This window comes from Rhizorhabdus sp., from assembly GCF_018006725.1.
Lineage (GTDB): Bacteria > Pseudomonadota > Alphaproteobacteria > Sphingomonadales > Sphingomonadaceae > Rhizorhabdus.
This window is the reverse complement of sequence record NZ_JAGMXV010000017.1, coordinates 1-23186: the sequence shown is the minus strand read 5'-3', so window position 1 is coordinate 23186 and position 23186 is coordinate 1. Positions and strand designations below refer to the sequence as shown.

At 65.1% G+C, this 23186-nt stretch carries 23 protein-coding genes; 6 read left to right on the top strand and 17 right to left on the bottom strand.

The window, feature by feature from the left end:
• Window positions 1–474: 474 nt before the first annotated feature.
• The 3 genes from KAY22_RS04535 to KAY22_RS04525 form a co-directional block, all read right to left on the bottom strand.
• Entirely contained in the window at window positions 475–1155 is a 681-nt protein-coding gene (locus KAY22_RS04535; RefSeq protein ID WP_296620510.1) for a hypothetical protein, read from the bottom strand.
• Window positions 1156–1540: 385 nt separating this feature from the next.
• Window positions 1541–2410: a ParB/RepB/Spo0J family partition protein gene (locus tag KAY22_RS04530; RefSeq protein ID WP_296620508.1), complete on the bottom strand. Its 870-nt coding sequence runs from the start codon at window positions 2408–2410 to the stop codon at window positions 1541–1543.
• Window positions 2400–3440 carry an AAA family ATPase gene (locus KAY22_RS04525; protein WP_296620506.1) on the bottom strand — a complete coding sequence of 347 codons (1041 nt, stop codon included), beginning with the start codon at window positions 3438–3440 and terminating at the stop codon, window positions 2400–2402. Before KAY22_RS04525 ends, KAY22_RS04530 begins: the two co-directional genes overlap by 11 nt.
• A gap of 389 nt (window positions 3441–3829) precedes the next feature.
• Here KAY22_RS04525 and KAY22_RS04520 point away from each other — a divergent pair, with 389 nt between their 5' ends.
• Window positions 3830–4798, top strand: a complete 969-nt coding sequence (locus KAY22_RS04520) for a replication protein RepA (protein WP_296620503.1) — start codon at window positions 3830–3832, stop codon at window positions 4796–4798.
• 618 nt (window positions 4799–5416) lie between these two features.
• Here the strand turns inward: KAY22_RS04520 and KAY22_RS04515 are convergent.
• Both KAY22_RS04515 and KAY22_RS04510 read right to left on the bottom strand, forming a co-directional pair.
• Window positions 5417–5869 (bottom strand): response regulator, encoded by a 453-nt coding sequence (locus KAY22_RS04515; protein WP_296620501.1) that lies wholly within the window; start codon window positions 5867–5869, stop codon window positions 5417–5419.
• The gene (locus KAY22_RS04510) at window positions 5847–6662 is read right to left on the bottom strand and encodes a HAMP domain-containing sensor histidine kinase (protein WP_296620499.1); all 816 of its coding nucleotides are present in this window, start codon (window positions 6660–6662) and stop codon (window positions 5847–5849) included. The genes KAY22_RS04515 and KAY22_RS04510 overlap by 23 nt, the downstream gene beginning before the upstream one ends.
• A 187-nt stretch (window positions 6663–6849) precedes the next feature.
• On the opposite strand from KAY22_RS04510, the gene KAY22_RS04505 reads away from it, so the two are divergent.
• From KAY22_RS04505 to KAY22_RS04495, 3 genes are all read left to right on the top strand, one after another.
• Window positions 6850–7875, top strand: coding sequence for a hypothetical protein (locus KAY22_RS04505; RefSeq protein ID WP_296620497.1), 1026 nt, complete (start codon window positions 6850–6852; stop codon window positions 7873–7875).
• Window positions 7876–8014: 139 nt separating this feature from the next.
• Window positions 8015–8440 carry a phospholipase D-like domain-containing protein gene (locus KAY22_RS04500; protein WP_296620494.1) on the top strand — a complete coding sequence of 142 codons (426 nt, stop codon included), beginning with the start codon at window positions 8015–8017 and terminating at the stop codon, window positions 8438–8440.
• On the top strand, window positions 8437–8823 hold the full coding sequence (locus tag KAY22_RS04495) for a hypothetical protein (RefSeq protein WP_296620492.1): 387 nt from the start codon (window positions 8437–8439) through the stop codon (window positions 8821–8823). The genes KAY22_RS04500 and KAY22_RS04495 overlap by 4 nt, the downstream gene beginning before the upstream one ends.
• Before the next feature lie 468 nt (window positions 8824–9291).
• Here KAY22_RS04495 and KAY22_RS04490 read toward each other — a convergent pair whose 3' ends face one another.
• Window positions 9292–9609 (bottom strand): hypothetical protein, encoded by a 318-nt coding sequence (locus KAY22_RS04490; RefSeq protein WP_296620489.1) that lies wholly within the window; start codon window positions 9607–9609, stop codon window positions 9292–9294.
• A gap of 133 nt (window positions 9610–9742) precedes the next feature.
• On the opposite strand from KAY22_RS04490, the gene KAY22_RS04485 reads away from it, so the two are divergent.
• On the top strand, window positions 9743–10015 hold the full coding sequence (locus KAY22_RS04485; protein ID WP_296620487.1) for a helix-turn-helix transcriptional regulator: 273 nt from the start codon (window positions 9743–9745) through the stop codon (window positions 10013–10015).
• A gap of 6 nt (window positions 10016–10021) precedes the next feature.
• On the opposite strand, the gene KAY22_RS04480 is transcribed toward KAY22_RS04485, so the two are convergent.
• The 11 genes from KAY22_RS04480 to KAY22_RS04430 form a co-directional block, all read right to left on the bottom strand.
• Window positions 10022–11059: a tyrosine-type recombinase/integrase gene (locus KAY22_RS04480; RefSeq protein WP_296620485.1), complete on the bottom strand. Its 1038-nt coding sequence runs from the start codon at window positions 11057–11059 to the stop codon at window positions 10022–10024.
• 631 nt (window positions 11060–11690) lie between these two features.
• On the bottom strand, window positions 11691–12866 hold the full coding sequence (gene pilV / locus KAY22_RS04475) for a shufflon system plasmid conjugative transfer pilus tip adhesin PilV (protein WP_296620483.1): 1176 nt from the start codon (window positions 12864–12866) through the stop codon (window positions 11691–11693).
• Window positions 12867–12881: 15 nt separating this feature from the next.
• On the bottom strand, window positions 12882–13352 hold the full coding sequence (locus KAY22_RS04470; protein WP_296620482.1) for a hypothetical protein: 471 nt from the start codon (window positions 13350–13352) through the stop codon (window positions 12882–12884).
• Window positions 13349–14371, bottom strand: coding sequence for an ATPase, T2SS/T4P/T4SS family (locus tag KAY22_RS04465; protein ID WP_296620480.1), 1023 nt, complete (start codon window positions 14369–14371; stop codon window positions 13349–13351). Before KAY22_RS04465 ends, KAY22_RS04470 begins: the two co-directional genes overlap by 4 nt.
• A 6-nt stretch (window positions 14372–14377) precedes the next feature.
• Complete coding sequence (locus KAY22_RS04460) at window positions 14378–14989, bottom strand: type 4 pilus major pilin (protein WP_296620478.1); 612 nt, start codon at window positions 14987–14989, stop codon at window positions 14378–14380.
• Between the two features lie 173 nt (window positions 14990–15162).
• Complete coding sequence (locus KAY22_RS04455; protein WP_296620475.1) at window positions 15163–16407, bottom strand: type II secretion system F family protein; 1245 nt, start codon at window positions 16405–16407, stop codon at window positions 15163–15165.
• Complete coding sequence (locus tag KAY22_RS04450; RefSeq protein WP_296620474.1) at window positions 16404–18197, bottom strand: ATPase, T2SS/T4P/T4SS family; 1794 nt, start codon at window positions 18195–18197, stop codon at window positions 16404–16406. The genes KAY22_RS04455 and KAY22_RS04450 overlap by 4 nt, the downstream gene beginning before the upstream one ends.
• Window positions 18198–18199: 2 nt before the next feature.
• Window positions 18200–19048 carry a hypothetical protein gene (locus tag KAY22_RS04445; RefSeq protein WP_296620472.1) on the bottom strand — a complete coding sequence of 283 codons (849 nt, stop codon included), beginning with the start codon at window positions 19046–19048 and terminating at the stop codon, window positions 18200–18202.
• On the bottom strand, window positions 19035–20492 hold the full coding sequence (locus KAY22_RS04440; protein ID WP_296620470.1) for a hypothetical protein: 1458 nt from the start codon (window positions 20490–20492) through the stop codon (window positions 19035–19037). Before KAY22_RS04440 ends, KAY22_RS04445 begins: the two co-directional genes overlap by 14 nt.
• 7 nt (window positions 20493–20499) lie before the next feature.
• Window positions 20500–22350 (bottom strand): secretin N-terminal domain-containing protein, encoded by a 1851-nt coding sequence (locus tag KAY22_RS04435; protein ID WP_296620468.1) that lies wholly within the window; start codon window positions 22348–22350, stop codon window positions 20500–20502.
• Between the two features lie 282 nt (window positions 22351–22632).
• Window positions 22633–22902 (bottom strand): hypothetical protein, encoded by a 270-nt coding sequence (locus KAY22_RS04430; RefSeq protein ID WP_296620467.1) that lies wholly within the window; start codon window positions 22900–22902, stop codon window positions 22633–22635.
• Here KAY22_RS04430 and KAY22_RS04425 point away from each other — a divergent pair.
• Window positions 22901–23186 (top strand): hypothetical protein (locus tag KAY22_RS04425; protein WP_296620464.1); only part of this gene is annotated, 286 nt, incomplete at its 3' end. The genes KAY22_RS04430 and KAY22_RS04425 overlap by 2 nt on opposite strands.

Genomic DNA, 23186 nt, shown 5'->3' with positions numbered 1-23186 from the left:
TTGCGGCATGCGCGATACGGCACCGCGACTGAAGGAGAGCTCAGCGCCCCGGTAGAGCAGTTGGGGGACAGCCGCGTTTATGAGGACCTGCGTCTCCTTATCCGATTGTGCGACGTCGCCCAACGCCGACGGGGCCGCCCAACGTGTTCCGAATGTGGAGGAGCCTCACTTCGTGGGAAGCGCGGCCTTGCCGGTAACGCTTACGGTCTCGCGCCGTCATGCGTCCAGCGCTCCCGACCTGCGCCCTTCTCCCAGCCCACGCCTTGCATAGACCACCTGGTCTCACGACCGGCTCCGACATCGAAAGTGCGCGGTGATGCAGTTCAGCTGTAATCGATGCCCCGGGGGCGGACGGGCTTACCCATTGGGCCGATATAATCCGTTTCTGGGATGACCGCATATATCTGCGGAGAACGGCATTTCACGTGAAATGATCCGTGCGAGTTCCCGTTCCGCTGCTACACCGCGTCCGGGTCAGTGACCGGCCACGTGAGGTCGCAAATTGATAATTTGTCTTTTGAGTATCGCCAACGTGACCTTGCTCGCTGCCATAGCGAATAAGGGCAAAAGCGCGATAAGGATTATCAGAATCACCCCCGGGATGGTCATAAAATCTTCGTCACCATCCCTGACCGTGATGCTGATGAGGGTGCCCAGCGCATAGGCGAAAAGCACCACGGTAAGAGTCACATCCATCGTCACACCGTCTCGCGCCCGGAGTAGCCGGTCCCGAATTTTTCGCTCGCCATCCCCATTGCCATTGCCATTGCCATTGCCATTGCCATTGCCATTCGGCTTGGCTGCGATCGCAGCAGCGAGTTCCCGCTCCATGTTGTCAAGTGGCTCGAACCGCCGCAGAGAGATAACAGTGCTGAAGATCACCCACCCAACCAGCAGCTGACAAATCGATTGCCAGGCACTCATTTTCCCAAGGTGGTTTGCATCTAGCCGAATCAGCCCAGGGACATAAGTAAAGGCTCCGAAGGGGTTAAACCCTGCACAATAGATGCACCCGAAGAGCACAGTCACTAGAAAGAGGAGAAGCGCAAATCCAGGCCTACGGCATAGCCTTTGCCAACCAGCAATTATTTTTTTTAGGCACCAACGTAAGAACTCCATAGCCTCTTCAAAGGCCCGCAGAATCGAGTTGTCCATTGAACACCTGCCCCATCGCTTCACGTGAGATGACCAACTTCAAAAGATATTATCGTATCTCTGTCTGGCAACCAAAAAATGTGCTGAAAAATACCGTTTGGTGCGGCCACCAAACACTCCCTTAAAGACCCTCCTTGGCGGCATGCGGGGCTGGCCGCTTTATGTCCTTGCCTCACTCTACAACGCTAATCGCGCGATCCTTAGCTGACCCCATGCCCCGACTTCATTGGAGACAAAGCGGCATCATTTCACGTGAAATGAAGAGGATCGGGTGTGCTCTCCCCATGAAATTCCCTAGCAGAGAAGCGGTTTGCCGCCACTTATCGGGGCCGCAAAAAAAGAGGGGGCGCGTAGGCCCCCTTTTCACGTGAAATGATCGCCCCAGCTATTTGAGGAGATCATCAATAAGGGCGCGCGTGGCAACCAAGCGGGCCCGGTCCTGATCCGTGAGCGAGGCACCGCCAGCCTTACGCTCCCGAAGCAGGGTGAGCCCCTTTTCCGACGCTTTGGCGAATTTGTTGATCAGTTTCGCGAAAGTCAGTTCCCCCGACCGGTTCGCGGTCCCCGCCGCTCCACCCGGAGTCTTTCCTGCCTTCATCGCCTCGAGTTGCCGCACCGTCGAACCATCGATGGCAGCGCTCCACATCTTGAGCTGCAGCTCGACGTCACCCGCGTCGGCGATCGCGCGAAGTGCGGACGCGCTAACATCGCGATTGTGTTCGATCCCATCGAGGACCTCCTGAGGAAGCCGGAGAAGGGCGAGCGTTCGCGTAATATGCCCCTGGCTCTTGCCCACCATCGTCCCAAGTTGCTCGTGGGTGAGCCCCCGCGCCTGCTGGAGCTTTGCCAACGCCCGCGCCTCCTCGACCGGGGACAGATCCTCACGTTGCAGGTTCTCGATCACCGCAACCTCCGCGGGATCCAGGTCGTCACTGACGACGATGACCGGCACCAGCTCTAGCCCGGCGATCCCGGCGGCCCGCCACCGCCGTTCGCCGGCGATAATCGTGTACCGGCCTCCATCGCCCTCACGGACCAGGAGCGGCTCCAGTACCCCCAGCCCGCGTACCGTTGCGGCCAGCTCTTGGAGAGCGCCCTCGTCGAAATAGGTTCGCGGCTGCCCAGGATTAGGATCGAGAAGGTCCACTCTCACCTCGCGGTAGGACCGGCTTTCGTCGACCGCGAAAATGGAACTGGCACGGGCAACCGCTCCCTTCATGAGGCTCAGATTGCCGGTCTGCAGCTTACGCGACATGCTTTGAACCTTCCTGCTGGGGCAGGGCGGCGACCAGGGCCGCCACCACTTCCCGATAGGCTTCAATCCCGGCAATGTCCGGATCGAGCTGGATCGCGGGTTTGCCCGCGAGCGCCCCCTTGGGATAGCCCGCGGAGTTGCGCACCGGAGAGAAAAGGCGGCAGCGCGAGACAGCCGCCAACTCGGTCAGCTCCTCGAGAATCTTCTTGTCCTGCTGCCGTCTGGGCTGATGCGATGTCGGCAGGATACCCAGGACCTTGAGCTTGGGGTTGACCCTGCGCTGGACCTTGGAGATCGTCTCCATGAGCATCGTGAGCCCCATGAACGAAAGAACCTCAGTCTGCGAGGGGATCAGGACAAGATCCGCCGCATTCAGCGAACTGACGGTGAGCTGCCCCATGTTGGGCGGGCAGTCCAGGAGGATCACGTCATACGCGGTCCGGCATTCGCCGAGCTTTTCTCGCAACAGCAGCGTGCCATTGGGTTCCGCGAGGATTTCCGCGTCGGCATTCGCCAGCGAGATGTGGGACGGAAGGATGTCGATCATGCCTGCGCCGGCATCGATGTGGAGAATCGAATCGACCATCGCCCCGCTGCCGAAGAGAGCGTGGGTGAGGGTCAGCTTGGCGCGCTCTCGCTCGTTGACGTCGACCCCGAGATGAATCGACGCGTTCGCCTGAGGATCGCAGTCCACGACCAGCACGCGCAGGCCGCTCGTCGCCAGCAGGTAGGCGATGTTGACGACCGACGTGGTCTTCCCCACGCCGCCCTTCTGATTGACACAGGCCATGACCAGGCCAGGACGATCAGACACCGCAGGGATGCCTTTAACGCTGCCTGCGGACTGGGCGCGCAGGGCGCTGGAAATCATCTGCGGGATTCTAGCTGCCCCACTTTCCCAGCGCGATATCGTCGCGCGGTCGTATTTGCGATCGAACTGCCGGTTGAGCAGGTCAGCGAATTGCTGCTGGTCCTTCGATCCGCGGATTTCCCGCAGCTCGACGCCGGACATGACCTTATCGTCCATCATCGGTCCCCGTTGTCGGTGTTGAGAGTTGAGACTATGCTCAACTCACTTGACGAAATTGTCAACCAGTGCGAACTTGCCGGGGTCGAACGCCAAAGTCTCAAGCCTTGACGCGAGTCGCGCCGATCGGCCGGCCGCACAAGACAATCCCCAGAGAGTTTGACGCTAGCGAAATATTGCGTACTGAGACTTTGGCGTTCCTGGGCCAGAGAGATTGTCGTTAGAGCGCTGAGAGTTTGACGTGATCTGCGGGTTATCCACTGAGAGATGGTCGTTAGACCTATAATTATAACGCTTTTAACCCTTAACAACGGCGCGAGCGACAAACTCTCAGCATGAGGACTTGCCGCGCATCGGCTACCATGAAGCCGCATCGACTCGGGAGACTCGGCATGCAAGACGACAGCCGCACGGGCAACGTCCACCAGCTCGTCCTGGCCTACGGCACTGAGAGGGCCAGGGCGATTGCCGTCGATGCCGAGGAACGCAAGCTGATCGACCTGGCCTCCGAGATGCTCACGACCGAGGATAGCTCGTTCGGTATCTCGCACTCGGCGTTCTGCATGACAAGCTTCCCGCATCGCAATCTCAAGGACGAGGCCGCGGTTTGGATCCGCAAGAACGGCCGCGCATCGCTGATGGTCGAGCCGGGCAAACTGCTGATCAGCGGCGAGCCTAGACATTTCGGCGTGCCGTACGGGCCAAAAGCCCGGCTTATCCTGCTGTACCTGCAGAGCAGGGCCATCAAGACCAATAGCCGCTTCATCGAGCTTGGCGGATCGATGTATGACTGGATGAAGCGCCTCGAAATCCCCATCTGCGGCTCGAACTACAAAGCCATGCAGGAACAGGCCTTCCGGCTGTCCGCCTGCAGGCTGACGATTGGCTGGACAGGTGAGGCAAACAGCGTGGGCTTCCGCCAGGAAAACATCATTCAGGGAATGCTGCTCCTGCCGCCAGCCGAGCAGGGGCAACCCCGCCTGTGGAACGACACCGTCGAAATCACAGAATCGTTCTTCGATGCGTTGAAGAAACATCCGGTCCCGATTTCCGAGCGGGCAATCAAGATGCTGTCGGAGGCATCGTCCGCTCTCGACGTTTACATTTGGCTCAGCTACAGACTCTACAATCTCAAGAAGAGCGAGCGAATTTCGTACAACGCACTACGCGAACAGTTTGGCAGCGAGTACGATCGTCTGTTCGATTTCAAGCGGCGCTTCCAGTTTCCGCTCAAGAAGGCCCTCGCCGTCTACCCGGACGCGAAGGTTGATATCGATGACGACGGAATTGTCCTCCACCCGTCGCGGCCGGCAGTCGCCGCCCAGACCACAGTTGTTGCAATAGGCAGCGGCCGGCGCTGAAGGCGACTTGAGACTTTGACGTTCCTGTAACTTGCTACATCTGGCGGTCCGCCATCTGGTTTAGCCTGAGAGTTTGTCGTCATATCGCGACATCATGGTTCAATCCGGAAATAGCTGCGGCGCCACGGCTCCAGCATGACGGCTGAGATTTTGCCGTCCATTCAATCCGTCCGCGAAATCGACTCCCGCCAGCGGCGAGGCGCAGACCTCCCATGCGGACGACAAACTCTCAGGTCATCGGCACTTGAGACTTTGCCGTACCGTCCGCGGCTTCGCTGCGGCCTTCCCTTGCCGGACCATGTGCGTCAGGCCTGCCTGCTGCGCCTGCATACGACACCCACCAGGCACCTTTCGAGCGCCTCTCGGCAGCGGACGAGACGCAGGCCTGAGACTTGGACGCTGGTGCGGTTGGTACGGCACCAGAAATATCTGGGAGCCCCCCTTGAGACTTTGTCGTCGTGTCACACCCGACCTGGTTCGAGGCGGATTGAGCAGGCGAACGCCTCGACCTTGAGAGCGACATCGGCGGGGGGGCAGCCACAATGCCGCGAATGGGGACGATTGCAGCCAGAATGCCCCTCCCGGGGTGCCGGGCGGAGGGCAGGGCTATCGTGGCGCTCATGACAAGGGGCCCCGCGCCTCGAGCGCCAGCCTCGCGGTCCTCCTCAGCTCGGCGGCACGCTCGATGCGGTTTTTCAACGTCGCGATCAGGATGACATGGTCGATCGGCTTTTCGAGGAAACCGTCCGCCCGCAGCTCGAGCGCCCGGACCCGCGTGCGCTCATCGTGAAATGCCGTCATCATGATCACCGGTGTCCAGGTCAGCTCAGGGAACTGCAGCCGGATCTCGCTCAGGAACTCGTGGCCGTCGAGATCGGGCAGCCGGACGTCGCTCAGCACGATGTCCGGCCGCCTGATCCCGAAAAGCTCGATCGCGTCGCGGCCGTTCGCGGCGCTCACCACATCGAAGCCGCCCCGGACAAGTGCCTTCTTGAGCAGCGCCGCCAATGTCGGCTCGTCCTCCACCAGCAGCACGAGCTTGCCTGTGTCACCCATCGTCACGGTCTCCATTCTCAACTGATTCATCGGCTTCCACGGCTGGCAGCCTCACCTCGACCACCGTCCCGATACCTTCCTGCGAGCCCAGCGCGATCTCGCCGCCGTGCCGGGCCACGACAGCCAGCGCGTGGTGAAAGCCGAGCCCGGTACCCCGAATCAGTGTGGTGTTCTTGCCCCGGAAATAGGGCTCGCCCAGGCGCGCGATCTCGGTGGCGGGCACGCCAATGCCGTCATCGCTGACGCGGATGACCAGCGTTTCCGCGCGCTTCAGGACTTCGACCGCCACCACCGTCCGGCCATACTTCGCGGCATTGTCCACGATGTTAAGGACTGCCTCGGACAGGCGGCCGGGATCGGCGCAGCAGGGGAGGGAACCTGGGTCCGCTCCGAGTTGGAACTCGCGATCGGCATGGAGCTGGGCTACATCTGCAACGCAGCGCAGGACCAGCTGGCGGAGATCGATCGGACTGCAGACGATCTCCGCCCGCCGGTCGGCGACCACGTCGAGATGGCTCACCAGCATTTCGTTCAGGCGGCGCAACTGCTCGCCGATGATGCGGTAGTTGTCCTGGCGGTCAGGTTCGCGAAGATCGCCGCGTTGCAGCAGCTGCAGGGCTCCGTCGGCAATGGCCAGCGGCGTCCGGACCTCGTGGGACAGCACGCTGATGATGTTCGCGACGACCGTGCCGCCGGCGGCCGGCTCGTCGCGACCTGCCGGAACCACGGTGAGGCTGAGGTCCTGCATGCCGCCGACGGTGTCGTCCTGCCGTGATCGCTTATGGAGCCGTGCCGCGCCATAATCCATCCATCCGCCCCTTTTGCCCGCAAAATGCCCAGGGATGACGCCGGACGTCGCGCCAACGTCGCTGCCACCCGGGATTATTTCCCGACAGTCAGATGGATCTATGGCCAAAAGGTATCCGAACATATACTTTTCGTATATTAACCCAAGCCGAACTGAGCGAACTGAGACTTTGTCGTTGGGGGCCGTCATGAGGGAAGAACAGCCGCAACCCTCGGATCGCGAGGCTGAACTCGAAGCTAGGTTGGCCATTGCCCTCGCCGATCGGGCGCGGCTACGCGAGGCGGTCGAAGACGTATTGCACCGCCTGGCCCGCATTGCCGATTCCGATGCCGTCGACGCGGTCAACGTGTTGCGCTCGGCGATCGCCGAGGGCGAAAGTGCCGGCGACGATCGGGTCATCTGCTCGTTTCGTTGGGGGACATACGAGCAAATCACGGCCGGTCCCTTCGTCGGGCCGCGCGACCTCGACCTCGGCCCGCAGATCGAAAGGTTCATCGACCACCGGCACAGGGTGGCCGAGGCCGCGGGCGAGGACTTTTGCCCGCTGTCGGAAGGCGACTTCGTCGACTGGCTCCTGACCCAGGGCGTGCTTTCGCCGCTCGGCTGTCACGACCGCAGCATCGAAATCGGCGACAACCCGACCTACGAGCCCCGCCATTGGCCCGCGTGCCCCGTCTGCGGGGAGGGCAGGGGGGAGGAGACGATGGGGCCGGTGCATCACGGACGCAACTCGGCAATCTGGTTCCGGCGCTGCACCAGGTGCGACCACGAATGGAATCGGCATGAGGAGCCCCACAACGGGGACCGGCCGATGATCCCCGACGACGGGCGCGACGTTCCCGGCAGTTGCGTCCCCTATTCGATCGCCCAGGCGGCCGAGCTTCCGATGGAGGTCGTGCTGGCAACCTGCAGCCGTTTCGGCTGGCGCGAGGGGGCGGGCATGGACGGCGAGGCAGGGATCGCCGCCGCCGTCTCCATGGGGGTCGCCGTCACGGACAGCGCCTTGCGCGATCTCGGCCTCGCCGGCCGCGACAAGGTCACGCTGGGCGCCTTCCTCACCGCTGCCCGGGTTGATCGTCGCTACCTCGTCAGCGTGAAGGGCCATTGGCTGGCCGTCGTGAAGGGCGTGAACAGGGATGCCAGGGGCACTCGCCGGAGCGCACCGGTGCTCGCCGCCTGGGAAATCCGGCTCCCCGCGGAGATGGCCAGATGAACAGCCGGCGGCCGAGCCTGTGCAGGTACTAGCGGCAGCCCTGGTGGCGCTGCCGCGGCCTGCAGGCGCCGAAGCAGGTCGGTTTTCCCGCAATGCGGCCTACGAGGTCTGTTTCACCCCTCGGGAGGATTGCGAGGACTTGATCGCGAACCTGATCCTCCGCGCCGAGTTCGAGATCCTGATCCAGGCTTACAGCTTCACCTCGAAGCGCATCGCCGGCGCGCTCGCCGCCGTCCGTCGCCGTGGCATCACGGTCCGGGTGATCCTCGACGGCTCGAACCGGCATGATCCCTTCAGCGTCGCCGGGATCCTGGCCAGGGCCGGGGTAACGGTGCTGAGCGACGACCAGGTCGCCATCGCCCACAACAAGATCATCGTCGTCGACCGGGCGGCGGTCCTTACCGGCAGTGCCAACTTCACGCCGAGCGCCCAGCACCGCAACGCAGAGAACGTCCTTCTCGTGCATGGGGACCGGAAGCTCGCCGCGGCCTACGTCGGCAACTGGGAGATCAGGGCGGCCCTGGCCAGCCCGCTCGAGGCCGGCGGCGGGGCTCCCGGCCGATGATGTCCTCCGCCGCAACCGCTCGCCTGCCGGGAGAGCGCTGGAGCGACATCATTCCCCGGTCGATCGCGCGGATGATGACCGACGTGGAGTGGACGGACTTCTCTGGAAACCAGTGGATCGGCTGCACCAGGATCGCGGCGGTCGCCGGCGCCCTTTCCGGTTGCGACATCTGCTATGCCGCCTCGTTCGCCGAACAGCGGCTGGGCATGACCTGGGGCTCGGGCGCGCCGCGCCGGTTCATGAAAGGCTTCGCGGCGAGGATGGCTCGCCTGAACCGGCTGGCGGCCTCGACGGTCGCCATGCGGCTCCTGCCGGCGAGCTGGCGCTCCAGGCCGCCGGCGAACGTCTGGCCCGGCGTGACCGTAGTTCATGCGCTCCACTGATTCCGCTGGCACAAGCACGCGGACTATTGGGGCCATACCGGTCGCGCAGGGATATCCGCCGAGCCGTTCGTCGGCCGGCTCGCCGGCGTCCGGTTCGACGGTCTCTCCGGAATCGTGATCGGCGGGGCCAGCGGCACCAGGGATCCGGCTTACGCCTTCGGTCGGTGCTCGACGCGATCGACGCCTATGGCGAGGACAAGGTCTTCTTCAAACAGCGCGGCTCGTCCCTCGACGGCCGGTATGTCGGTAACAAGAAGGCGGCCGGGACGTTACTATTGGACCTATACAACACCCCTTGGCCACGCCATCGCAGCCCCGCTGCGCCCCGCTGCGCCCCGCTTGCCGAAGCCGGCTCCATGCCATCCCGGCCTGACCCTTGATGGCCGACCCCGGGCCGGCGCTGGGCCCAGCCCCATGGTGCAACTGAGACTTTGTCCACCTCTGAAGGCGCTGCCGCGTTTCTCCCGCTCAGTGCTTCCGGTGGGCCCTATCCCTTGCCTGACGGGCAGTCGACGGGGCAGGAAGGCTATGCCGGCGCAAAACGTCCTCGATCGTGATCGTTGCCGCGGCGTGCAACTGCTGCAGGGGCTTTTCCGGCCGGTAGCCGTCGGCGAGCGCCAGTTGCGCCAGGCCCTGCGCGACCGCCGCGGCGCCGAGTTCCGCCTGGCGCTCGGGAGGCAGGGCTCTCCAGGCCCGTTCAGCAGCTTCCAGCCCGGCCTCGGGAGAGGGTGCACGGATCACGGCTTCGACTTCCGGGTGAACCATCGCGGCCATGATCAGTATCATAGCAGCCTTAGAACCCATTATGCGCCTTATCGGGTTCATTTACGCTAAACCCTTGATTTTTCCAAGATTGCTAGCCGTTGCAAGCGGTCGGGTCGGTTGCTTATACCGATTCCATGAACGTGGGCGACGCATCGTGAAAGGACAGCAAGTGCGGGCGGCGCGCGTGCTGCTGGCCATCAGCCAGCAGGACCTGGCCGCGGCCGCCGGCGTCTCTGTCCAGACCCTGCGGGACATCGAGAACGGTTCGGGCGATCCCAGGCGGTCCTCGTTGACGGCGGTCGAGGACTATCTCGTCAGCTGGGGGGTCAGGTTCGTCGCCGATCCACTGGTGGTGGGCATGCCCGCAACATCCGACGATGCGGGACAGGCGCCGACCGAGGACGAGCGCGGCGCCCTCGGCAGGTAGCGGCGGTCAGCGCGGCCGCCGGCGTTTTCCCCTGCCTCCGGCCCGGCCCTGCAGGGCCGCCATTTGCGCCATCGCCGATTCCTCGACCTCGCCGTCGACGAGGTAGGGGATAAGCGAGCGCTCGTCGACGCGACGTTGCGCGATCATGATCGGAGGGATGGTCAGGCCCGAGTAGATCATCTCCTGGGCGGCGCCCGCCCTGAAGCTATGGCCCGAATAGCCCTCAGCGAGGCGTGCCAGGCGAGCCAGGCGCTTTGCCGTGTATTCGAGGGCCCGCGGGCTCAGGCGCCGGCCGACGGTGCCCCATCGATTCACCGAGCGGAAGATCGCGCCGGTCGTGATCTCGGCGGCATCGCACCAGGCATCGATGGCATCCATCGTGTCGAGGGCGACGTAGGCCTTGGCGCCGCGCCCGGTCTGGTCGGTCTTGCTGCGCCGGATGGTCGCGATGCCGTTGCCGTTCGTCGTCCGGACGATATCCTCGACATCGAGCGACATCAGCTCGCTCTCCCGCGCGGATAGATCGTAGGCGAGAAGCGTCATCGCCTTGTCCCGCAGGCCACGCAACGACTGATCCGTCTTGGCATGCATCGCAAAGATATGGTGTAGCCAGGCCCCTCGCGCATGCTTCTGCGCCGTGCCGATCTGGCGGGCCACGCGGCGCATCGCCAGGCTGACGTCGACGATCGCCGTTGGGGATGGGAGCCGCGCCGCCAGGTGCAGCCTGGCGATCGCCCAGACCCTGATCTCGATCGTCGCGTATTTGCAGTTCTCGGCCAGGTGGTCGATGTAGGCGACCACGGTTTCCCATTTGCCCGGGAGGGCAGGGGCCTGGTGGGCCGCGGCAAAGGTGAGCCAGCGCCGCAGGCCGGAAATCCAAGCGACGACCGTGTTCTCGGCCGAAACGCCGCGGGCGGCCACCAAATACGCCTTCAGCCGCTCGGCGATCTCCTTGTCGCCGGCAGCCGCGACCATCAGCAGCCGGTGCAGCTCCTCCTCGCGGTTGCCATCCGCCTGGTCGTTTTCCGCCTCGCCGTCGCTCAACGAACCGCTCGAATCACGCCTACCCCAGGGTCAAACTCATAGGGAAACTGCTCGCTCGCGTCTACCGGTGAGCGACGGTAAACCGCTTTATTGCGACGGTGGAACATCGACATTCATTGCAGCGGGCGGAGGGGGCGGAGGCAGTTTCCGCATATGGGTTTCGTTCCACCAGCAGAACTTCGGCAGTATGTGCCCCGGCGGCATTTGCCCAGGCCCCTGCCCGACAGGGTCGACTGAAATCCACCCTAACTATGGGAATGGTGGAGGCATATTGATGTTGACGGCCTATGTAGCAGAAGCGGGCGGCTGGATGTACCAAGCCGAGCGGTGGTGCAAGTGGAACTGAGAACTCTTGGGAATTGAATAAACCGCTTTATTGTGACTTAGCTACTTCCAGATTCCAGACTGTAGCCGCAGGAGGGGGCAGCTACCGGACGACCTGTACTGTGGAGGCCGGCGGCATGGCCTATGTGCTAGGTAACGCCTGCGTCCCTATCGCCTGCCAACCGAGCGAAGCGGAGCTTAAAGCAAGCAGTTGCAGCTACAGCAACCGTTTTGACACCTGCCCTCCAAGTGGTTGTTGGATGTATACCATTACCTGCGAAAGATGGTGTTCAAGATAGATTACCCTTTATCCACACCATATCGTGCACTGGTATGACGAATAGGTTGGATAGTAGTTTCCTGGCGTCCCCATCATTGCCACACCCTGGCAGGTCTTCGGCGCTCGCTGTGCTGCTCCGGTGGGGCAAGCTGGTGGGGTGCAAGTCGTGAACCCCCAGGAGCTATAGAACCCGTCGGGGCCAGCGGTGGCAACAGCCGGGTCAGAGTAGCCGGCTACAAATTGCAGAAATCCTGACGGGAACGCGTCATGGCATGTATGGGGGAACGTTCCGCCCCCTCCCGCGACCTGCTGATATTGCGAACTTAATGAGTCGCAATAAAGCGGTTTACCGCTACTGTCTCGAACTAGGCCGCCGACGTCTTCAGTGGCTGAACAGCTATCTCCGGCAGTGACGACCCTGGTCGATCGCAGGTACCCCGACGTCTCGATGTTTCCGCCCGCGGTGATGCCGGCAGTGGCAACGACGGCGCGCGCCCCGGTAATGTCGTGATTGCCCATGTCCAGGGCGGTTTCCATCCGGTTGAGCTCCGGCTGGCTGTCGACGCGGGTCCGAGACAACGCGTTGGAAGTCGTGCCATCCTGCAGGCGAAGGGATGCCGCCACTGTCCCGACGGGCAGGGCGAGCCCACTATCGGCGTAATTCGCTACGTTCTTCTGCCACGATGAAAAGGCGATCCGGGTTGGCGAGCCCGTCGTGATACCGCCGCCGTCGACATTCCGCTTCCGCAATTCCTTGGCGATCGACGCAACCTCGACGTCGTCGAACTGGCGGCCGGTCACCGCGACGAACGGGTCGAGCTGGCCGAGGACCGCGTCCCGCCGGATCACCAGGACCGGCGCAAGGCCCCCGTCGTTATATCCGGCAGGAAGGCTGCCCGCCGCCTGCATCATCGTCGGCGTGACGACCTGGGACACACCGCCGGCACCGACGATGGCGGCGTCGATGGCATCGCGATAGGTCGCAACATAGCGTTCCGACGCCGCGGTAAAGCTTGCGACCCGCTCGGCGCGTGCCGTCGTGATCGAGGGGATGATGTCGGTGATCGTGATGTAGCCGGAGATCTTGGTAAGCACGAAGGCGCTGAGGCCAAGCGCCACGATCGTGTCGAGAAGCGCAGACCCACGATCGTCGCGGAGCCGGTGCGCGAGACGCGGCCAGAACGGCTGGTTCAAGGTCTTCATGGACAGGCTCCTCGGCTATTCCAGGATGGTCACGATGACGGCTGTGCCGTCCGGTATCGACGCCGGTACCACCATCGTCGATGTTCCCCTCGGGGTTTGGACCACGCCGCCCCGAGCCACGCCGGCGCCGGCATAACCGCGCGAGTTTGAAGACAGGGTCCGGGCCAGCGCGACCGCGGGAAATGGCAAGGGATCGGTGGGATAGGTGGTGACGCGTCGGGACCCATCGGCATTGCTGTCGATCCGCGTCGACCACGCGACACGCGGCACATAGTCGGCCGGCGCGCCGGCGACGATTGTTGACGCGGGGATGATGCCGCGTGCGCCTGGGGCGCCGGCGGAATAGGCCTGTGCGCGTCGGTGGAAGAACCACATGTCCGGCCCGTAGGCGTCGGCGCTGACTTCGATCTGCTCGTGGGCGGGCGGCAGCGCGACGCCGGCGGCCGCGAGGCCGAACAGGGCCACCAGGCCGACAAGTCCTTTCATCGGCCGCTCCGCGGCCTCGGGCCCAGCCCGAGGTCGGCATGCCCGTGCTGGGCAAGCCGCGGCAGCGCCTCGAGCATCCCGCGCCTGACCGCTTCTCGGAAGGCGCAGCCGGACGCCTCCTCGCAGAAGAAGGCATCGGAGACCTTGAGCGCCCGGCCGCCGTCCGGCAGGTACTGCAGGTCGGTGCGAACGGCGCCGGCAAGCGCCTCCGCGACAAGAGTACGAGTCTGCTCGCCCCCGGATCGCGAAGCGTATGTTTCGAGCGCGGTAATGCCCGCGACCAGGTCGCCGCCGTGCAGCGTGGTCAAGACCGGTCGACCATTGAGCGCGGCCTGGACGGCCGCGGCGGCGCCGGACGGCGACCGGATCTCGCCGATGTAGAACACGTCGGCGCTGCTGCGGCGCGCCTCGTAGATCGCGTCGGCGAGTTCTTCGTCGCGCCGGTCGTACTGGCGGACCCAACCGCCTCCGGGATAGTCGCCGTCGATCGCCAGCTCGGGCGGATCCGACCAGCCCAGCACGAACTGGCCAAGAACGATCGCGACTTCGCGGGCGAGAAGGCTGGACATCGTGGTCTTGCCCGATCCGAAGGGCCCGACGACCAACAGCAGCCCGCCGCGGTTGCCCCCGGCGAAGTCGAGAACCCGGGCGACCAGGCCGGATGGGATCCCAAGCTCCGACAGTGCGGGCAAGGGCCACAGCGGCTTGCGGATCGCCCACGTGGCCCCGGCGTCGCCATCCCGGCCGCCAACCAGGGTGACGCGGTACCGAACCCTCTCGAACTCCACGGCGAAGAACCGCTGGTCGGCGCCGAAGGAGCGCGATGTGGCCTCGTGCTCCGCGCCTTGGCGGCCGTACTGGCGCTGGACGGCCGCCAGGAGGTCCCGCGCATGGGCCGCATACTCTGGCGGGACGGCCTGGTAGCGGGGCGTGGCCGACAAGCCCTTCATCCTGGCCTCGGATCCGTCCACCGGAAAATAGAGGTCGGTGAAATGAAGGGACGACAGACTTGCGGACACTTTCGTTCACCGAAACTCGAAGCGGATCGCGTTCGATGCATTCGCGCAGGCCGCGTATGCGACGTCGGCGGTGATCCCGGGGTTCATCGCAAGCGCCGTCGCCGCCGGCAGACCCTCGGCCGTCGATGCGACACGGACCGACACCACGTCGTTGGGAACCTTGGGCAGCTCCCCGATGCAGTCGGACTTCGGCACCCCCACCGTATCGATGAACACGGTCTGCCCGTTTCCGGTCAGAGTCGTCGCGCCGCCCCACATGTTCTGCAGGTTGGTGGTCCCGTTCTTCAGTTTCGACGGAATGCGCTCGGAGGCCAGATAGGGAGCCGAGCTCAGGGCGCCGGTGCCGTAGCCGCTGGGATTCGCCGTCCGCACCACGCTGCCCAGCGTCACGAGGTCGGTGATGAAGTCCGACCCGCGCAAGGTCGCCCAGGCGACCCCGATGAGGCCGAGCACGGTGATCACGCCGAATGCGCGCATGCCGTTGGAGGTGATCATCTCGAGCAGCGGCGAGCCAGCGTCATGGCGCAGGTGCCTCGGCCTGCCGCGCGCTGGCCGTGCCAAGCCGGTTTCGCTGGCGCTCACCATCGCGATGTTCGGGCGGACGGTGCTGTCGTTCATGATGGGAATCCTTCTATTGCTTTTCATGTGCTGTGGCTGAGCGAGGTGACGTAAACGGTGAACGCGAAATCGATGAGAAGGTGGTGACCACCAAGACCGGACGGTGCTGCCACCGGTAGCGCCGAGGATCAATTCGGCGGGCACGTTTCGCCGGCCGCGCGCAGCCTCGGTCATCATCTCCCGAGGCCGGAGGCCTGCTCGATGATCGCGTTCAGCCCGACGAACAGGAAAATGATCACGGACAGCGCAATGAAACTGAGTGTGCGTCCGAGTGATTTCGCGGCCGTTTTTATGCGCCTGATCTGCTGTTTTTTCCACCTGGGCAGCAGGCGTTCGAGTTGCTCGCCGAGATTGCTGGACTGCTGGTAGGAGGTGATCGACTTGATGAGCTGCGGATCCGGAAATTGATCGCCGGTCGCGTTCATTGCCGAACCCAGCGACTTTCCGGTCTGTTGCATGATGCGCTCGATGCGCTTTCTCACGTAGGTCGTGGAGCGCTTCGCGATGTGACCGAGAGCCTCCTGTTCATTGCCCGTCTTGTCGATCAGCAGGGAAAGTGCGTAGGCGAAGCTCGATGCCTCGATGATCTTGTAGACGTTGAACGGCCAGTACCGCTCCGCGGTTCGGGCACGACGCGGGCTGTCCCAGTTCGGCAGTGCCCACCTGACCCACAGCGCCGCGGCGATCGCCGCGATGCCGGCCGGCACCAGGCTGAACCGCACGACTTCGGAGAACTGGATGGTCGCCTTGGCAAGGCCGGTGAACCGCTGGACGGTCGACGCGCCGGTCTGCGCAACGACCTCGGGGATGAAAAAAGTTGTCATGAACACGACGACGCTGATGACGAGCACCAGCAGGTAGCCAGGGAACGAAAGCGATTCGAGGATGGCTTCCCGCACCTCTTGCCTGTTGTCGGCGATCTCGCCGGCACGCCGGAGCATGGTGGGAAACGCCGGTGTGTCTTCGCCGGCGGCGATAAGGGTGAGTTCCTGGGGCGGTATCAGCCCGACGCCGAGCTCATGAAGCTTCTTGGTGGCATTTGCCAGCGGTCGATACCAGCACCCCACAACCACGGCGATTGGCTCGGACAAGCTTGACCCGTTGTCGGTGACGTCAGACCAGATCTTCTCGAGCGCGGTGCCCATTTTTTCCCCGGTTTCGAGCTGGTGGGCCAGCAGATCGAAGAACTGCCAGCGCTCCTCGTCCCTCGTTCTGAACAGCCGAAGCTGATAGCGGGCATCGAGGCGCTGCAGGCGCGTTCCCTTCCAGCGGAGGTCGACGGGCTTCTTCTCGACCCGATGAGAAATCTTCGGCTGCGCGGAGGCTTCGGATCTACCGCCGCTCGGCGGCGGCGGCCGTGCCGCAGCGAGACGAAGGCGGCCCCGCGACGTGGCGGTCCCGGAAGCCTCGCTCTTCATGGGGTTGCCTCGAGGTCATCACCGGAAGTCGCGGGATCTTCGTCGATCATCCGGTCGGACTGCAGCTTCTTGAAGCGGGCATGGACAGCGGAAGGATCGATCGAACCGGCGAGCATCTGCGCGACCGCGCGGTCGAGCGACGTCATCCGGTTGACCTCGCCGTCGCGCGCATAGGCATAGGATTCAGCCTTCGAGATCAAACCCCGGCGAACGAGCGACATGAATCGAGCGTCCGTGCGCATGACGTGCGCCGCGATCGTCATGCCCTTGATACCGCGCAACGGGCGGGGCCTTGTGTCGATCCGGTCGCCGCAGCAGTTCCGGCAACCGAGTCCGCGCGCCCGGACCATGCTCATGTCCGGCGCAGCGCCGGAGACACGTGCACCGTAGGTCTCGATGCGCGCGACGATCTTGTCGTAGAGGTCGAAATGCTGGTCCTCGGTCATCCGGAACGAGCCGACGGCATGAAGCTCCGCCCGCCGGCTGCTCCACTCGGCTCGGGGGATGCTGCATTCCGGGCAGACCATCGGGAGCAGCCGCATATGGGCGAGCCCGCGCGTGACGTGGTGGTTGAAGACTTTCGTGTCCTCGAGGGCGAATTCCGCGCCGTTGAGCCGGAACGGCAGTGCCGCAGCAGATTCCGCGTGGAACGTGGAGGTGACGAACGTCCCGAAGTTGGCGAGGCTCATCGCGAGCTGGGCGGAACTCTTGTCTCGAATCTCGCCCATCAGCAGGAAGTCAGGATCCGCGCGGGCGATCCGCTTCAGGATCGCGTCGTACTCGCTTTCGCGGGCGGTGGCGTCGTCGGTGGCGGAGGCGTCGAGCGACAGCATGCCGACGATGTCGACTTCGTGCGGATCCTGGACACCGACGAACCGCTTGGTGCCCTCGTAGTGGGCGTAGACCGCTTCCAGCCAGCTTTTCAGAAGCGTGGTCTTGCCCGAGCCGGTCATGCCGGCGATCAGGGTCAGGCCGCCCTCTCCATCGGTCCCCAGTTCCATGAGCAGGTCCACCTGCGGCTGGGCGAGACCGAGCTGCAGCATTGATCGCCCGGCTGCAGCGACCGGATGGATGCGCATCGAACAGGCGATGCCGTCCTGTATCGGGAACGAGGTGAAGCGGCATAGTTTTATGCCATCGGGCAGTTCGAGCTTCCGCGTCGAGCGTTCCTCCACGCTCTGGCGCGTGAGGCGGGTCGACTTCGACGATTTCGTGTTGAACGACCCATCGCCGGAGTCGCCAAGGTTGTAGAGCGCCCGGATGATCTTTTCGCCGATCTCGGCGGCTTGTTCGCCGAAGCGCGGGTGGATCAGGGTGTTGACCCTGATGTCGATCGTCGTCCGGTTCGCGGCGTGCGAGACTTCGAAATGGATATCGGTCGCGCCGGCGGCGAAAGCGGCGCGGATGTATGAGATCCCGACCGCTGCCGGGTCGATGTCGGTCGAGTATTCGCCGGCGTTCGCCGGCGCCCGGTTGCCAGCGAGGTCTTTTGAACCGGACCGCAGTCGGTTCAGCTCGTCCATGTTGACTTCGAGGACGACGCGGACCTCGTAGCCGAGGCCCTTGGCACGCTGGACGAAGTCGCGCACATGCATGTCCGCCCGATGCCCCTTCAGCACGTAGAGCGTGCCGTCGTCGAACAGGGCTACGACGTTCGTGATCTGCGAGGAAAGTTGCTTCCACAGCTCATGGCCAGGGCGCGTCAGCAGCGCCGCCGAGACGAACTGGCCAGCCGCGTCGTCGGGGCGATCGTCGACGTTGGCATCGGGCAAGGCGGAAAGGGCCCCCATCGTCAACCGGCCGTGCGCGATCGGGGCGGCCGCGCCGCGGAGGGCTGCTGCGGCGGCGGCGGGGAGGGGCTGATCGTCACGGGACCGCCCGCGGGCGCGCCCGCGACCGGCCCGCCGAACGGCCCGCGGCCGCCGGGCACCTGCACCAGCTTGGAATCCGGGCCGGCAATCCGGTCCGAGATCTTCACCGTGCCGTCGGCGCCGATCGACCTGACGCTCCAGCGGTCGTCGATGGGATCTCCGGGCGCATAGCTGCGCACGCCGCCGCTGGTCCGCAGCAGGACATGAACGCGGCCCCGGAACCGGTCGATGCCGACCACCCTCAGCGCCGGGATCTCAACAGCGGCGGGCTTGGGTTCCGCTTGCGACGGAGCCGAGGGTCCGGTCGGCTGCGTCGTGCCGCGGGTATCGGCGTTTCCTCCGTCAGCCGCGGCCTTGTCGCGGCGCTTGCGCAGGGTGATCATCGTGAGGTCGTCGTTGAGGTTTTCGAGGCCGTCCAGGTAGGCCCTCGAAGGTGCCGGGCCACCCTTCGCGGGTGCCCCGGCGATCGAAGTGCCGGCCGACCTCGCCCAGTCCTGCGGATCGCCCGGACGTCCCTCGGACGGTCTCTCCGCCGGGCCCGCGGGCGCGGGCAGGGTATGGCCTTCCGGCAACGGCGGGACGAGCGCCGGCGGCGCAACGCTCGTCGCCGGCGCCGGCGGTGTGTTGCCCGGCGGGCCGGGCAAGGCAACTGCGGCCGGGCCGCCGGCGCCGGGCAGCGGCTGCGCCCAGGCAGGCTCTGCCGCGGTGATTGCCGAGGCGGCAATCGCGAGCAGGGCGAGCAAGGTGATCAGGCTGTCAGGAGCGCGCATAGACTTCTCCGCGAACGGTGACTTGCAGGCCGCTCTCCGCCCCCCCGACCTCGCCGGGCCCGGCGAGGTCGACCTTGACGGAGGTGAGCACGAGGCCGGGTATCTGCATCAGCTCGGACCAGTGACGCAGGCTGAGCGGGCCGGTCATCGTGACCGTGGTTGCCGCATGCTCACCGGGGCTCGATGCGGCTGCCCCAGGCAGTGCCGCCTGGCGCCCCGCGCGGCCGCCGTCGCCGATGGCGACCTCGATCGTATGCTTCCGCAACCGAAGGAGCCGCTCATACAGGAGCTGCCTGTCGAGGGGCTCTTCCTCCGGCCGGGAGCCGAGCGGGGGAAGGGAGGAGGTCACCCTGGCATTCCGGAGCGACGTATCCACGAATTCGATCGCTCGTGGTTGAAGCGCCGTGCGCAGCGCCTTCAGATCGTCTTCGCTCGGCGGCCGGACCATCTGGTACTGCGCGAAGGCGGCCCCGGTGCCGGCCGAGGGTTCGCACCCATAGACCGCGACGACCCAGCCGGCCGGCGGCGCGACGACGAGCCGCCCAAGCGCTTCCCTGCAGGTTCGCACGAACTCGGCAGGCGAGGGCGCCAGCATCCAGCCCGGCTGCAGGCGGATGGCCGCCTGGACCGGCGCGGCGATCTGGGGTGCCGGCCTGCGGAAGACCCTGTCGTTCAGCGTGATGATGGCGCCGACGGTGCAGACCGAGACCAAGACCCCGGCGGCGATCGCCGGGTGTCGCAGGGCCGGTCCGAGATTGCCGAGCCGACCTGGTGCCTCGAGCGGCGCAACGCCCTGGAGGCCGTCGAGCAGATCCTCGACCGGAGGCGAGGCACGAAAGAGGAGGGGGGTGAGCCCCCTCGCACTACGTTCTCTCGCGAGCTGCAGGCAGGCATCGCGCAGCTCCGGGTTAGAGATTCTCTCGGCAGTCAGGCCCTCGATCAGGTTCTCCGTGGCGTCGGTCGGCCGGGTCCATTCGATCGGCACGAAGATTTCGGCGCGATCCCCGACGCCCGCTCCAAACGACCTGATTTCGTCGAGCAGCCAGCCGAGGCCTGCGGCGGGACCGTCGAGCACGATGTCGGTGGACGGGACCACCATGCCGTCGGTCAGGGCGAGACCGAGGAAATCGCCGTCGGGCATCGGCCAGCACCCGAGGGCGTCGGGCGGCAGGATCGTTGCCAGAGCGGCGGCCCCTGCGTGCAACTTGCGGAAAAGGCCGGGACGCGTGGACTTTTCCGGCGGAAGGTCGGCCACCGCATATTGGCTTATGCCGTCGCGGCGCAGGCAGACCGCGTTTGCCCCCTGCCGTTTCAGCGCGTCGACCATCGACGCTGCCTGGTCCCGCAACGAGCCTTTGGCCTCGACCTCGCTGTCGCCGTTGTACCAGGTCAGGCCGAAGGCCCAGCGCCGGCCACCGAAGCGATGAACGACTGCGCGCTCCATGATCGGGTCAGCCGGCCCGCCGCGCCGCGACCGCCTGGTTTTCGCCCTGAGGCGCGGCGAAAGGGTCGATCTCGAGCAGGGTGATGATCGTGATCAGCCGGCGGCGCTGCTTCTGGCCGGAGATCGAGCCGCCGAGGAGGATGTTCCAGGGTGAGCCCGTGCCGCGCCCGTCGACGGAGTCTGTGGTCTCGTCGAGCCCGAGGCCGATGATCGAAGCGCCGCTCGGGACCATGGCGAAGGAGACGCCGCTCTGCTCGCCGATCGTGGGCAGCTGCTGCACCGACTGTTGGGAAACTTCCTTGTCAACTTTCAGGATCTGCCGGGTCGACTGAGCAAAATAGACCTGGATGCCGATCGGATCGATCGTCCTGGCCATGACCTGCAAGGTCTGGCCCTCCGTCAGGGTCTTGATGTTTTGCGTCGTGATCACCCCGACGTTCTGGACCGGCACGACCTGAGAACCGCTGACGATGTCGCGCCGCCGGCCGTCGAAGATCGGTACCACCGCGCCGTTTGCGGTGATGACCGAGGCAGTTTTCTGGACAGCGAGGTTCGTCGACGTCGAGAGAGCCTGCACATAATCGTTGGTGCCGGCGAATTTCTTGGCGACCGAAGACGCGTTCGCGGGCGAAGGCTCGATGAAGGCAATTCCGATGCTTCCCAGGCCTTCCACGCCCAGGGCCGGCGTCGGGCCCGCGAAGCGAAGCTTGAGGCCGGCATCGGCGAAAATCGTGTCGAGGCTGATGCCGAGGGCATCCTTGTCGTCAAGAGTGACGGACAGCGTGACCACCGATATCGAGATCTGTCGCGTCAGCCGGCGGTTCTCCGCGGCGATGTGCTGCTCGATCCGGGACATCGCCCGCCGGGTGGCGACGACGGTCACGTTGCCGGCGACGGGGGACAAGGCGATTGTCGAATTCGGCCCGGCAAGCGCCTCCAGCGTCGGTTTCAGCTCGCTCCAGTAATCCAGGCTTGCCGTCGTGCTTGTGCTCTGCGACGAGGAGCTCGAGCCGCCCTGGCCGGATCCATCCGAGCTGGCGGCGGTGCTTGAGGCCTGGCCGGTGCCGGACCCCGTCGAGGAGCCGCTCGTTGACCCGGCATCGCCGGAGAGCAGCGCCTTGACGGTCGAGGAGCCTGGCATCTGGGCGATGCTGAAGGTCCTTGTCACGCAGCGGCTGATCGCGATCACACTGCCGGTGTAGGACCAGTAGACGTCGAACCGGTCCGAAATCAGGTCGAGCAGTCCGGAGAGCGAGCCGTTGTAGTTTACGGTCATCGTGTCGGAGGTGGGCAGCGCGATCCCGGCGCCGGCCGCGAAGCCCGGCAGGTAGACCGGCAAGCTGCCGGGCCCCATCGCCCCGCCCTGGCCTATCGCCCCGCCCTGGCCTATCGCCCCGCCTTGGCCTATCGGCCCGGGCGCCGCCGCTTGCCCGACGGGAAGGTTGGAGGGTGGTGCCGCAGTGCTGCCGCGGCAGCCGGCGCTCGGGTCGGCGGCCCCGTCGGCAAGGCGGACCGGAATCGCGCTGCCCTGGGCGATCGCCGCCCCTAGATCGGCCAGCGACAAGGGCTCGTCCCTGGTGAGGGTGATGGCATTGGCCGAGCTGGCATGCCCTTCGACGTAGTCGGGGAGTTCCCGGTTCTGATCCCGCCTGATCGCGGTTCCGCCCAGGCGGGCCGATTGAAATACTTTCACCGGCGAGGTCAGTCCGTTCTGCGGAGACCTGGCCTGGGCGGCGAAAGCTCCGGCCCTAGCGTCCGCCGCGTTGATCCTGTCCTCGGCCTGCCGGGCCACATCGCACGACCCCAGCGCGGCGGTCATCGCCAACGTGGACAGAATGTACCCAAGCCTCGTGCGCATCTCGGTCCGCTCCGTGTCTGGTCGCGGAGCCGATCAGACGGCGGCTCGACGCTAAGACGCGGTGCGCTGCACGATTGTGAGAAGCGATCGGAAAAAAAGGAGACCACGCTGTTGGGACCGCCCCCGGGCCCACGCCCGGGCGCGGTCCGTGGACCGGCGAACCACGGCGCGCCCTCGGGTCCGCGGATTGGCCGAGGGGGTTCCTCGCCGGCCTGAACCTCGGGTGCCGCGTGGCACGGCGTCACCAGCCGTCCAGCGGGTGCCGGACGGCTTTCAGCGCGCTTAGGGCTGGCCCGCGGCCAACTCCTTCAAGATGCGGCGCAGATTCTTGTCGGTGACCCTGATGCCGGTGGCATCGCTCATCGTCTTGGCGATGGCAACGTAGCTGTGGCCGCGGTCGTGGGCTGCCTTGATCTTCTCTGCATTCGCGATGACCAGGTTCGCGGCAGCCGACCGTGCGCGGCGAGGCCGCGCCTCCAGCCCGTCCAGCGCCTTCGCCGCCTTTTCCGCTGCATCCGTGATGTCGGGGTTAGGTCGGCGGTCGGCGGACATGGGCTGGGAACATTCCCTCGAACTGATGGAGGCTGCGTCGCGGCCAATATGTCAGGCGGTTTGCCGGCTGTCGACAGCGCCGACCCTGCTGCTGCGCCTGCAGTGGCGGCTGGCCCAGAGAGCGCCGCAGAAACTGGTGCCTTTGACGGGCTCAATCCGGGCGAACTGCGTCCGCTCTGGTTGGGCATCGTTGACCTATGTCAGGGGCGCATCGCCCGCCTGGCTGGCCGCGCGCGTGGTGACAGAATGTGGGACATTTCCGGGACTTCAGGGCCGTTCCGACG

Bases quoted from the DNA above. Each gene is read 5' to 3' on its own strand.
- KAY22_RS04535 (WP_296620510.1), bottom strand. From the start codon at position 1,155: ATGGACAACTCGATTCTGCGGGCCTTTGAAGAGGCTATGGAGTTCTTA.
- KAY22_RS04530 (WP_296620508.1), bottom strand. From the start codon at position 2,410: ATGTCGCGTAAGCTGCAGACCGGCAATCTGAGCCTCATGAAGGGAGCG.
- KAY22_RS04525 (WP_296620506.1), bottom strand. From the start codon at position 3,440: ATGATGGACGATAAGGTCATGTCCGGCGTCGAGCTGCGGGAAATCCGC.
- KAY22_RS04520 (WP_296620503.1), top strand. From the start codon at position 3,830: ATGCAAGACGACAGCCGCACGGGCAACGTCCACCAGCTCGTCCTGGCC.
- KAY22_RS04515 (WP_296620501.1), bottom strand. From the start codon at position 5,869: ATGGAGACCGTGACGATGGGTGACACAGGCAAGCTCGTGCTGCTGGTG.
- KAY22_RS04510 (WP_296620499.1), bottom strand. From the start codon at position 6,662: ATGGATTATGGCGCGGCACGGCTCCATAAGCGATCACGGCAGGACGAC.
- KAY22_RS04505 (WP_296620497.1), top strand. From the start codon at position 6,850: ATGAGGGAAGAACAGCCGCAACCCTCGGATCGCGAGGCTGAACTCGAA.
- KAY22_RS04495 (WP_296620492.1), top strand. From the start codon at position 8,437: ATGATGTCCTCCGCCGCAACCGCTCGCCTGCCGGGAGAGCGCTGGAGC.
- KAY22_RS04490 (WP_296620489.1), bottom strand. From the start codon at position 9,609: ATGATACTGATCATGGCCGCGATGGTTCACCCGGAAGTCGAAGCCGTG.
- pilV (WP_296620483.1), bottom strand. From the start codon at position 12,866: ATGAAGACCTTGAACCAGCCGTTCTGGCCGCGTCTCGCGCACCGGCTC.
- KAY22_RS04470 (WP_296620482.1), bottom strand. From the start codon at position 13,352: ATGAAAGGACTTGTCGGCCTGGTGGCCCTGTTCGGCCTCGCGGCCGCC.
- KAY22_RS04460 (WP_296620478.1), bottom strand. From the start codon at position 14,989: ATGAACGACAGCACCGTCCGCCCGAACATCGCGATGGTGAGCGCCAGC.
- KAY22_RS04455 (WP_296620475.1), bottom strand. From the start codon at position 16,407: ATGAAGAGCGAGGCTTCCGGGACCGCCACGTCGCGGGGCCGCCTTCGT.
- KAY22_RS04450 (WP_296620474.1), bottom strand. From the start codon at position 18,197: ATGGGGGCCCTTTCCGCCTTGCCCGATGCCAACGTCGACGATCGCCCC.
- KAY22_RS04445 (WP_296620472.1), bottom strand. From the start codon at position 19,048: ATGCGCGCTCCTGACAGCCTGATCACCTTGCTCGCCCTGCTCGCGATT.
- KAY22_RS04440 (WP_296620470.1), bottom strand. From the start codon at position 20,492: ATGGAGCGCGCAGTCGTTCATCGCTTCGGTGGCCGGCGCTGGGCCTTC.
- KAY22_RS04435 (WP_296620468.1), bottom strand. From the start codon at position 22,350: ATGCGCACGAGGCTTGGGTACATTCTGTCCACGTTGGCGATGACCGCC.
- KAY22_RS04430 (WP_296620467.1), bottom strand. From the start codon at position 22,902: ATGTCCGCCGACCGCCGACCTAACCCCGACATCACGGATGCAGCGGAA.